At 48.8% G+C, this 7,346-nt stretch carries 6 protein-coding genes; 2 read left to right on the forward strand and 4 right to left on the reverse strand.

What is annotated here, in order from left to right; all coding sequences use genetic code 11:
• Nucleotides 1-77: 77 nt before the first annotated feature.
• From H6G17_RS31655 to H6G17_RS31665, 3 genes are all read right to left on the reverse strand, one after another.
• Nucleotides 78-707, reverse strand: coding sequence for a hypothetical protein (locus H6G17_RS31655; protein ID WP_192162615.1), 630 nt, complete (start codon nucleotides 705-707; stop codon nucleotides 78-80).
• Between the two features lie 718 nt (nucleotides 708-1,425).
• Complete coding sequence (locus H6G17_RS31660; protein ID WP_192162616.1) at nucleotides 1,426-1,602, reverse strand: hypothetical protein; 177 nt, start codon at nucleotides 1,600-1,602, stop codon at nucleotides 1,426-1,428.
• A gap of 1,103 nt (nucleotides 1,603-2,705) precedes the next feature.
• The gene (locus H6G17_RS31665; RefSeq protein ID WP_192162617.1) at nucleotides 2,706-2,930 is read right to left on the reverse strand and encodes a hypothetical protein; all 225 of its coding nucleotides are present in this window, start codon (nucleotides 2,928-2,930) and stop codon (nucleotides 2,706-2,708) included.
• A gap of 188 nt (nucleotides 2,931-3,118) precedes the next feature.
• Here H6G17_RS31665 and H6G17_RS31670 point away from each other — a divergent pair, with 188 nt between their 5' ends.
• Nucleotides 3,119-3,412: a hypothetical protein gene (locus H6G17_RS31670; protein WP_192162619.1), complete on the forward strand. Its 294-nt coding sequence runs from the start codon at nucleotides 3,119-3,121 to the stop codon at nucleotides 3,410-3,412.
• Here the strand turns inward: H6G17_RS31670 and H6G17_RS31675 are convergent.
• Nucleotides 3,360-3,644 (reverse strand): hypothetical protein, encoded by a 285-nt coding sequence (locus H6G17_RS31675; RefSeq protein WP_192162621.1) that lies wholly within the window; start codon nucleotides 3,642-3,644, stop codon nucleotides 3,360-3,362. The two genes, H6G17_RS31670 and H6G17_RS31675, sit on opposite strands and share 53 nt — an antisense overlap.
• Between H6G17_RS31675 and mobF the strand changes: the two genes are divergently transcribed.
• Nucleotides 3,634-7,254 (forward strand): MobF family relaxase, encoded by a 3,621-nt coding sequence (mobF, locus tag H6G17_RS31680; RefSeq protein WP_192162633.1) that lies wholly within the window; start codon nucleotides 3,634-3,636, stop codon nucleotides 7,252-7,254. The two genes, H6G17_RS31675 and mobF, sit on opposite strands and share 11 nt — an antisense overlap.
• Nucleotides 7,255-7,346: the final 92 nt, after the last annotated feature.

Here is a 7,346-nt window from a genome sequence, read left to right on the forward strand (position 1 = left end):
TTGGGCAGAGGCTGACATATGGCGAGCGTCTTTGAGTTTCATGGCACACTCCAGACTTAGCTACTTTTTTATGTTAACTAATCCCTGCTCTGGTTAGTAACTGCGGCAAGCGCTTCATCAATGCGGTAAGCCTGCCAGGGGATCGAGCCTTTTGTTGGGATGCTTTCCCCGCCTTGCGCCTCACGGGTAACTTTTTGACCATTTTCCCAAACCTGAATAGTTTCCCCCGATCGTGCTAAATGCCATTGACTAAAGGTTTTGCTGTATCCCTTCTCTCTGCTAGCATCAGCCCATTGGGTCCGCACTACCCACTGGGTTTGGGAATACTGATATACGGTTTCTGTAATCTCCCCATGCTTGGGATCGAAACGTTTCTGTGGCAGTGGCGAGTCATCAGCTGGGCTGGGTAGCATCGCTAAGAAGATGCTTTCGGTTGGGGGGATAGCGATTGCTGGTTTTGGCTTTGCCTTGAGCCGCTTTACGGGTCTAGCAGGTGAAAGGCGAACGGTGCGATCTAGATGCAGCGGCGCGATCGCTTCCCGAATCTCCCTACACTCGCAGCCGTTCCAGCACTGATAAGCCCCATTCTTGCTGACGGTTAAATTATTTCCCTCGCAAACTGGGCAGATGTAGCGCCCTTTTTCTTTGGCTGGTGTCAGTTTGTCGATGTGGTCGAGGATGCTGAAAGTTTGGAATAGGCTATTCATCTTGTTCTCCTTCGCCGGAGCCAAGATTCAAGCTACGTGCGCTCTTCGCGTCTGCGGCTAGCGCTCTTTTACAACCACCTGACAGCCTTGGAGGATAACTTTTTTGCCAAAACAGCTGGATTCGGGTTATCCTGAAAGCAAAGATTATATTTTACTGGGTGTCAGTGGTTGAGGGAAAGAAGTTCGTAGCTTGGTTCCCAGCTCTGACATTTTTTCTTTTTTAGGGTTTACATTGATGCGAACGACAAGCGCCAGCTACCCGAACAGGTATACTGGCGCTCCAGAATGGCTTTGAACTTCGGTTTAGAGGCTGAATGCAGCCTGCGATGGGAAATCTGCATAACTTCAAGAGTTTTAAAGCGAGTTTTGCGGCGACTTAAAATTGCATTTAATTTAGGATAAACCTGAAGTTAGCAATTTTTCAAGTCGAACCGCCCATAAATAATTATTAGCTGAAAACATCACGGTCTTCAAGGAAAGCGATCGCTTTTGTCAAAAAATATGAAGCGGTTAGAAAAGCAATTGTTATCCATTCTGGAATTCGGGGATCGATTGCTCTCCTCAACTACATTCATCCACAATTGCCTCTCAACAGCCTCCGACAATTGCGTTACTTATATTTATAACCCGACGCTCGCGGCTGTAGTAAATAGTTCAAAACGGTAATTAATTACCGTTTTGTTCGATCGGTCTACTGCCAAAATCTCTAACAATCGCGTTAGCAAAGCGCCAACGTTGTTGTCACCAGTTCGCCCAGTTTGACAGAGTTTTTTGTCCTCGATCGGGCGCGATCGATATTAGCTCGTACATAAGCTAATTCTACGAGTATCCGACAGAGAAATTTAGAAACACCGACCGCAATATTCAAAAAGCCAATACTTAGGTAAACCATCATGCAGGCAGAAACGGAGTTACCAAGAGTGCGAGTGTAACAGCTCTACCCAAAACGGTAATTATTACCGTTTTGATGAATTCAAATCTCCGACAATCGCGCTGGACGCTGCTGTTGCAGATTCTGCTCAGGGAGTTACCTAATAGAAGATCTCGCTTCTATCGCCGATTGTAAAAATCTGTAAAGCAAAACAGTAATAATTACCGTTTTGCAAGTCTTAAATCTCCAAGTCGCGATCGCGAGATCTTCTAGGCTGCTCGGATTGCACCTTCTGCTTCAGAGGAAGCTGCAATTGAGCTTTGACTACAGCCAGCAACTAAGTCACAGTCTCAGGTGATTGCGGATCGATTCGCGCCCCTTGGGGACTATTTCTGTTAGTACAATCCACCTCAACCAAGTTTTGATTACTGGTCGTGGATGAAGTTTCCTTTTTCGTGTAGCTGTTTAATTCGGCTCTGTTGCGAGAGTTGTATTTTTTAGAGCGCAGCCAAGGCATTAACTTATTTGTGCTAGCTGGCGATTTTACCTTGTTCTAGCAACTACGTCGTCAGATCGTCGTCAGTGCGTCGTCAGTGCGTCGTCAGATCGTCTTTCTTCTATCTGTGTTGCAGAAAAAGACAAAATTGGTAGATAACTACGTCGTCAGATCGTCGTGAGATCGTCGTCAAATCGTCGTCACTTTACTAACAAATTGAAAATCTATATTCCAGAAGAAGAATTACTTTGGTTGGAGCGCAACGAGTAGAGCTAGTCCGAATTAAAAAGAAACTGCTAACCGATCGAAATCTCATCGTAGTACCATCGTCACCTCAGATGTTTGCTCAAAGCGCTGTCTCATCGCTAACTTACCGCTGACTCATTACTATGCGATCGCCATTTAAGCATTTTCTGTAATAGTGACCGCTAACCAGTCGCCAACTCATCGCCATGCGACCGCTATCTCAGCCTTGTCTGAGGATCGAGAGCGCGATGAGACCGAGATCTCATAGCTAACTCATCGCTAACTCATCGCTATGCCACCGCGCTCTGAAAAATTCATAGACCGATCTCTCACCAACATCTCATCAACAACTGATCGTGATGTGGAAGTCATTCTATCTCGCCATTCAAGATAAATCATCTAATTTGCTCTGGTCAACAATTAAAGATGATGAACCCTCTCCCGCTCGGTCAAAACTTGAGGCGTTGAAAAGGGATGCAAGACGAGCGAGAAAATCATCAGGAATACATTTACGAATATCTGAAAAGCTTGGACGCGGACGCGCCACTTGGAAAAAGCTAAAACCATTCAAACTCCATGTCGTTTTGTTGTCGTTTTGTTGTCGTTTCATTGTCGTTGAGACATTGAGATGACAGTAAGAGAGATTAACCGAACATATCGATGTCGTTTTGTTGTCGTTTCATTGTCGTTGAGGTTTACCAAAAGTAGATTCAGATATGGATAAAGAAGAGTTGTCTGGAAGAGTGCGAATTAATCAGGAATTGAGCGATGCCGTTGACATACTCAAAGACTTGCTCAATGAAGAGCGGGACGCTCCAGGCATTGACGACCCAACTCGAAACTTGTCTAAAAGCTTATACAGAGCGAATTACCGCCTTAGAGAACGCACCCAAACCGTTTCGCCTCACGCGCCTCAAAGCGGCGATCGCCCTGTTGGTATTAGTCCTCGTCGCCCGTCGAGGTCTGACAAGTGCTGTATGGAAATCTACAACCAAACTCGTACACCCCTCTACGCACAAAGTTTCTCCGCAGAAGAAACCTACCACCGAGCGCAAGGCGATCGTGGAAGGGAACCTTCCACACCATCCTTAAGTACTACGCCCCTGTTCGGGGCGTTAGGAGCGCTCCCGATGGTCGCAGCACCTGTCGCTCCAATTGGAGCTAAAAAACACACCTCAAAGCCTTGCCATGATTTGCTTTTGGGGATATAGTTAAAGGTAATTCCAGCTTCAACTAAGTTGTGGTAGATAGACTTACTTGGCTGGCTCGACGGCGATCGCGATACCTGTGCCGTTCCAGAAAGAACTCCAACCATGCTCACCATAGATACGATTAATCCTCAGCAGGGGGAACAGTATTATCAGCAGGAGAACTACTATGCCAAAGCAAAAGCATTGGAGAATTCCCAGTGGTGGGGTCGTGGTGCAGCAGCTTTGGGATTGAGCGGTCAGATCGGCAACTCTTCTGCTTACAAAAACCTACTCAACGGTGTCAGTCCAGATGGAAAGCAGAAACTCAGGGGCAAGCCGAAGCAAGTTAAGGATAAGAATAAAAAGCAGCCTAAAGAACGAGCTGGGGTAGACCTGTGTTTTGCTGCCCCTAAGAGCGTATCGATTGCTTGCTTGGTAGGTGGTGACTCTCGGTTAGAAGCCGCCCACCGAGCTGCGGTTGGGCGGACACTGGAATTTATCGAGCAATTGCTTGCCGAAACGCGGATCAAGGGGAAAAGAGTAAAGACAAACAATCTCACCGTGGCAATTTGGCATCACGACACCAGCCGCGAACTAGACCCCCACTTGCACAGCCATTGCATCGCGATGAATGTCACCCAACTCGCTAACGGTAAGTGGCAAAGTCGTGCTGACGAGATTCTTTACCAAAACAAAATGCTCTTGGGGCAGATCTACCGCAACGAGCTGGCGTTGTCATGTCGAAAGCTGGGATACGAGATCGAACCGCACCCGAAAGAGCTATTTGAAATCAAAGGCTACACACGCGAACAAATTGAAGCCTTCTCCAAACGCCACCAGCAGATCGTGGAGAAGTTGGTAGAAGTTGGTCTTGATGCCACTACCGAAAACAAGATCTGGGCATGGCGCAAAACCCGCGTCAAGAAAAAGCACGATATCGATCGCGAACAAATGCACTCCCTATGGCAGGATGAGGCACAGCTATACGGGATCGCTCATCCTGTCTACCAAGCAGATCCACAAGTTTCATCCCCAGAACTAATTCAAGCCCAACTGCAAAAAGTAGTAGCAGACGGGATCGAGCATTGTGCGGAGCGAAAAGTTGCATTCAAAGTAGAGGAGATCGCCAAGTTCGTCACCGCGCAGCCGCAACAGTTCGGCATTGACGAATTACAGAAGGCGATCGCCTCCCACCCCGAATTAATCCAGATCGGTGACGAGCAACGGCAGGTCACGACGCAAACGGCTTTTTTGCGGGAACTTGCCACCATCAAACTGATGCAGCAGGGGAAAGGGCAGGTAGCAGAAATCGCACCGAGCGAAGCTGTAGAGAAATACTTAGAAGGGACGACGCTGAATGCGGGACAGCAGCAAGCAGTTATCCTGGCAGCAACTACAAAAGACCGCTTCATTGCATGGCAAGGGGTAGCGGGTGCGGGGAAGACATTCGCCCTAGAGCAACTTAAGGGGGCAATCGAGACTTTACAATCGCTTGCCCAAAGTTATGCGATCAAGGGTTTTGCCCCCAGTGCTGAAGCGGCGAACGTGCTGGGGCAAGAGATGGGCATCGAAGCAAACACGGTAGCAAGGCTGCTCGTCTCACAACCAACTGACCCACCACAACCAAACCAATTTTGGATTGTAGATGAAGCGGGACTGATGGGTGCAAAAGATGGCTACGAGTTGTTGAAACGAGCGACAGTTGAGGGAGCTAGGGTGATTCTGGTAGGCGACACGCGGCAACTGTCATCTGTAGCGGCAGGTAGTCCGTTCAAAAGTCTGCAACAAGCTGGCATTGGTACGGCTTACCTAAACGAATCGGTACGACAGCGTAATAGTCCTCCAGATTTAAAACAAGCGGTGCGCCTCGCCGCTTCTGGGGATTCAGTCGCCGCCATTTCATCTCTGGCGACTGCTGGGCGAGTTAAAGAAATCTCCGATCCCCAGTCACGGGCAAGTCGGATCGCCGCTGACTACATCAATCTCCAACCGTCAGAGCGCTCCGAAACGATTATTCTGGCAGGGACGAGAAAAGAATGCGCCGCCGTGACCGAGAAGATTCGCTCGTTGCTCAAGCAAGAAGGGAGCTTGGGAGATAGTGCAGTTGCAACCCAACTGCTCTCCAAAGATTTAACTCAAGTCCAGATGCGATACACCCACTACTACAACGTAGGGGATGTCGTCATCCCAGTGCGCGAGTACAAGCGGACCCGATTGAGAAAGTTTCAACCTTACACCGTTGTAGGGATTGATGCAGATAAATTGACGCTCGCGGATGCGAGTGGAAATACCCTCTTGGTCGAGCCAATGAAATTCCGCAAAGCCGTCTACACCAAGCAGGAGATTGAAATTGCCGTGGGCGATCGCCTCCGATGGAAGAAAAATCAGCACCAACTGGGTCGCCGCAACGGGCAGGAGTTTAAGGTGCTGGCGATCGCGTCCGGTACGGCGACGATCCAGTACAAAAACTCAGTGACCGAAACCATCGACTTACGCGACTCCTTACACGTCGAATATGCATACTTGCTTACCACTTACGCCTCTCAAGGCAAGACGGCAACGCGGACGATCGCCTCAGCAACAAGAGATCGGACAACAACTAAAGAAAGTACGTATGTGGCGATGAGCCGCGCCAAGAACCAATTAACAATTTACGCCCAATCTAAGCAGCATCTACTTGAAGCATCTAAATGTAGTGGCGGACAAGAAAATCCGATTGAAGTTCTGCAACAAAGCTGGGGACGACTACCAGTCGAACTGTTAGTAGAGGCTCCAACTAATGCCGAGATAGCGCAGCGACAAGAGATGTTGGCTTTACAAAGGCAGGAGCCAACTCAGATGAGATCGTTCTCTCAGAAACCGACACCCAAACCAACACCCGTATCAGAAGAACGCCAGCCATTTGTAGCACCCGCCCCCGACGATCGCAAGTGGGTTGAGGTGAGGCAGTATCTCATAGAACAACGAGCTTTACCCGCTAGCATAGTAGATCGCCTGTACCAAGAGGGGAAGATTTATGCTAGTGGTGTTTCCCCCACTGTACTAGAGCGCCTGCACCAACTAGGGCGCAATGGTGAGAAGCTAACCAATGCCGTATTTATCAGACACTCCTCGCACGGCGAGACAAAAGGAGCATCGCTGCGGGGCGTTGGAGGCAAGTTTAAGGGTTTAGCTCCAGGTTCTAGAAAAGATGAAGCTTGGTTTAGCTTTACCCAAGGTGAGGGGGAAGTGAAGCGGGTCGTTTTAACTGAATCGGCAATTGATACCATCTCAGCCGCAGCTTTAGCTAAGGACAAGAGTACCGCAACGACATTCCTTGCTACTGACGGTACGGGTTCTGTTCCTATCGAATTACTGCGCTCGGTACTGGTTCGTGGCGGGCAAGTTGTACTGGCTCAAGATGGCGATCGTGCAGGGCAAGAACAAGCTTGGAAGATTATCAAGGAGCTGGGAACTGGAAATATCGTTCGGGCTACACCAACTTGCGGTAAAGATTGGAACGAATTCTTGCAAGCAACTGCAACGCAGACGAAAGCGGAGGAGTGGAGTAAAGTTTCGGACTGGGAGAAAGTCGCGACTGCAATCGGGAGATCGAGTCAATATGTCGAGAGAGTCGAGGCTATAGCCGCCGCAGTAGCAGGCGGTCAACCCCTCCCAGAAAAAGGTAGAGCATATATGGAGCAAGACTTTGAGGACTGGCGGCAGCAAGAAGCATTTCTATGGCAGTGGTGGAGTGGGCATTGAGCCGAGATTCGTGTAAAAATCGGCAAGATGGTCTGGAAAATACTGATAAATCTATGTTTCAAAGATTTCTGGTGGGAGATGAATCGCTGCCT

This window comes from Chroococcidiopsis sp. [FACHB-1243] (assembly GCF_014696895.1).
Lineage (GTDB): Bacteria > Cyanobacteriota > Cyanobacteriia > Cyanobacteriales > Chroococcidiopsidaceae > Chroococcidiopsis.